Annotated in this window: 3 protein-coding genes; all 3 read right to left on the reverse strand. The window is 65.7% G+C overall.

What is annotated here, in order from left to right; translation table 11 throughout:
• Window positions 1-195: 195 nt before the first annotated feature.
• A complete protein-coding gene (gene dnaJ / locus IT540_RS11050; RefSeq protein WP_291177278.1) occupies window positions 196-1314 on the reverse strand; it encodes a molecular chaperone DnaJ in 1119 nt (372 codons plus the stop codon).
• Window positions 1315-1356: 42 nt separating this feature from the next.
• Window positions 1357-1716 (reverse strand): four helix bundle protein, encoded by a 360-nt coding sequence (locus tag IT540_RS11055; protein WP_291177281.1) that lies wholly within the window; start codon window positions 1714-1716, stop codon window positions 1357-1359.
• A 23-nt stretch (window positions 1717-1739) separates the two neighbouring features.
• Window positions 1740-2524 (reverse strand): Hsp70 family protein (locus IT540_RS11060; protein ID WP_291177283.1); only part of this gene is annotated, 785 nt, incomplete at its 5' end.

A 2524-nucleotide genomic window follows, 5' to 3' on the forward strand; every position in this document is an offset into this window, starting at 1 on the left:
CAGTGGTAGGCGCACACTTAGACTAACAGGAGAAGGCCGAACCTGGTGCGGCTGGAGAGAGGAGTAACGGCAGCCCGCGCCGCGGGCCGTGTTAGGCTAATCTACCGGCGTGGAAATTCAGGCTAGTCCCCCGAACGGCGGATATCCGGTCCTTCGTGGATCTCACGATGAAAATGCCGGCGCGAGCCGGCATTTTCATTCGGAGAAGAACTCGCGAACCTTCTCCATCCACGACTTCGCCTTCGGGTCGTGCTTGCCGCTGTCCTTCTGGTTGATCGCTTCGAGCTCGGCGAGGAGTTCCTTCTGGCGCGCGGTGAGGTTGACCGGCGTCTCCACCACGACGTGGCACATGAGGTCGCCGGGGCTCGCGGCGCGCACGCCCTTGATGCCCTTGCCGCGGAGGCGGAAGACCTTGCCGGTCTGTGTTTCCGGCGGCACCCTGATCTTGGCGTAGCCGTCGAGGGTCGGAATCTCGATTTCGCCGCCCAGCGCGGCGGTGGTGATGCTGACCGGCATCTCGCAGTGGAGATCGTTGTGCTCGCGCTGGAAGACCGCGTGCGGCTTGAGGTGGATCACGACGTAGAGATCGCCGGGCGGGCCGCCGTTCACGCCCGCCTCGCCCTCGCCGGAGAGCCGGATGCGATCGCCTTCGTCCACGCCCGAGGGGATTTTCACCGACAGCGTCTTCTGCTGCTTGACGCGGCCCGCGCCGCCGCAGGCGGAGCACGGGCTCGCCACGATCTTGCCGCTGCCGTGGCAGCGCGGGCAGGTCTGCTGGATCGAGAAGAAGCCCTGCTGCATGCGCACCTGCCCGTGGCCGTGGCAGCCGGGACAGGCGGTGGGCGAGGTGCCCGGCTTTGCGCCCGAGCCGTGGCAGGTGCCGCATTCCTCCATGGCGGGAATGCGGATCCTCGTCTCGGTTCCGTGCGCTGCGTCCTCCAGCCCGATCTCGAGGTTGTAGCGCAGATCCGCGCCGCGGTAGACATTGGTGCGGCTGCGCCCGCCGCCGAAGATGTCGCTGAAGATGTCGCCGAAGGCGTCGGCGAAATTGCCGAAGCCCGCGCCGCCCGCGCCCGCCGCCGCTGCCTGGTCGACGCCGGCGTGGCCGAACTGGTCGTAGGCGTTGCGCTTCTGCGGGTCGCACAGTACCTCGTAGGCCTCCTTCGCTTCCTTGAAGCGCTCCTCGGCTCTCGGATTGTCCGGATTGCGGTCCGGGTGGTGCTTCATGGCGAGCTTGCGGTAGGCCTTCTTCAGCTCGTCCTCGGAGGCGTCCTTGTTGACGCCGAGCACATCGTAGTAGTCGCGCTTTGCCATTTCGTCGTGAAACGTGAAACGTGAAATGTGAGACGTCGATAATCAGCGAGCCCTGGCCTTCAACGATTTCACCAGTGCAGGCATCAGTGCTGAAACCCGGTCGATGCGCTCCTCGACTTCACGCGTATCAGTGACGATGGCCGGAGTTCTTGCCACCTCCAGGTGGGTATCCGGTTCTGACAGGGAACCGGAGGCCATGTCCAGAAAACGAATCAGCTCGCGGGTGCCCCCGCGAGCTGCTCCTTCCGCAATATTGGCCGGTACCGATGTCGCGACCCGCCGCATCTGGCTCGTCAGCCCGTGCTCCTCATCCCGCGGAAAGCCTGACGTGAGGCGGTAGGTTGCGCCAGCGAGAGCTATCGCCTTCTGCCCGGCCGCAAGCTCCCGATGGCCGCGCCTCACATCTCACCCGGCCCGATCACGTTTCACTTCTTGTCCTTGACTTCCGTGTACTCCGCGTCGACCACGTTGCCGTCGTCCTTGGCTGCGCTCTCGGCCGCCTTCTCGCCGCCACCGGCCGCCTGAGCACCGTGCTGCTGCTTCGCCTGCTCCCCGGCGTACATCGTCTCCGCGAGCTTGTGCGAGGCCTGCGCGAGCGCCTGGGTCTTCGCCTCGATCACGCTCTTCTCGTCGCTCTTCAGCGACTCCTCGGCGTCCTTCAGCGCCGCCTCGACCTTCGCCTTCTCGTCGGCGCCGATCTTCTCGCCGTGCTCGGCGAGCGACTTCTTCACCGAGTGTATCAGGTGGTCGCACTGGTTGCGCGCTTCCACCACCTCGTGCGCCTTGCGGTCCTCCTCGGCGTGCGCCTCGGCGTCGGCGACCATCCGCTTGATCTCGTCCTCGGTCAACCCGGAGCTCGCCTGGATCTTGATCTTGTTCTCCTTGCCGGTCGCCTTGTCCTTCGCCGAGACGTGGAGGATCCCGTTCGCGTCGATGTCGAACGTGACCTCGATCTGCGGCATGCCGCGCGGCGCGGGCGGAATGTCGGTGAGGTTGAACTGGCCGAGCGACTTGTTGCCGCGCGCCATCTCGCGCTCGCCCTGCAGGACGTGGATCGTCACCGCGGTCTGGCTGTCCTCCGCGGTCGAGAACACCTGCGTCGCCTTGGTCGGGATGGTGGTGTTCTTCTGGATGAGCTTGGTCATCACCCCGCCGAGGGTCTCGATGCCGAGCGAGAGCGGCGTCACGTCGAGCAGCAGCACGTCCTTCA

The sequence above is a fragment of the Hyphomicrobium sp. genome, assembly GCF_020852195.1.
Lineage (GTDB): Bacteria > Pseudomonadota > Alphaproteobacteria > Rhizobiales > Hyphomicrobiaceae > Hyphomicrobium_C.